Annotated in this window: 1 rRNA gene; it reads right to left on the bottom strand. The window is 48.7% G+C overall.

Annotated elements, in window-relative coordinates:
- Nucleotides 1–700 (bottom strand): 23S ribosomal RNA (locus ACFQ13_RS07225); the annotation flags it as partial.

The following is a 700-nucleotide window of genomic DNA, read 5'->3' as shown; positions in this document are numbered from 1 at the left end:
CCCTCACTGCTGCAAAACATTTTATAGCATTCGGAGTTTGTCAGGAATTGGTAGGCGGTGAAGCCCCCGCATCCAATCAGTAGCTCTACCTCTATAAAACTATATTGCAACGCTGCACCTAAATGCATTTCGGGGAGTACGAGCTATTTCCGAGTTTGATTGGCCTTTCACCCCTACCCACAGGTCATCCGAAGACTTTTCAACGTCAACCGGTTCGGGCCTCCACTGTGTGTTACCACAGCTTCACCCTGCCCATGGGTAGATCACACGGTTTCGCGTCTACCACTACTAACTAAAGCGCCCTATTCAGACTCGCTTTCGCTACGGATCCGGACCTGAAGTCCTTAACCTTGCTAGCAACGGTAACTCGTAGGCTCATTATGCAAAAGGCACGCCGTCACAGATCTAGTCTGCTCCGACCGCTTGTAAGCGTATGGTTTCAGGTTCTATTTCACTCCCTTATTCAGGGTTCTTTTCACCTTTCCCTCACGGTACTAGTTCACTATCGGTCTCTCAGGAGTATTTAGCCTTATGGGATGGTCCCCACAGATTCACACAGGGTTTCACGTGCCCCGCACTACTCAGGATACTGCTATCTTACTATGCTTTACTTATACGGGACTATCACCCTCTCTGGTCGCTCTTTCCAAAGCGTTCTAATTCATTATAGCTCAAATATCGCAGTCCTACAACCCCAGCA

The organism is Winogradskyella rapida, assembly GCF_042675845.1.
In the GTDB taxonomy this organism is placed as follows: Bacteria; Bacteroidota; Bacteroidia; order Flavobacteriales; family Flavobacteriaceae; genus Winogradskyella; species Winogradskyella rapida.
The sequence above is the reverse complement of the archived record's forward strand: the minus strand, read 5'-3'. Positions and strand labels throughout refer to the sequence as shown.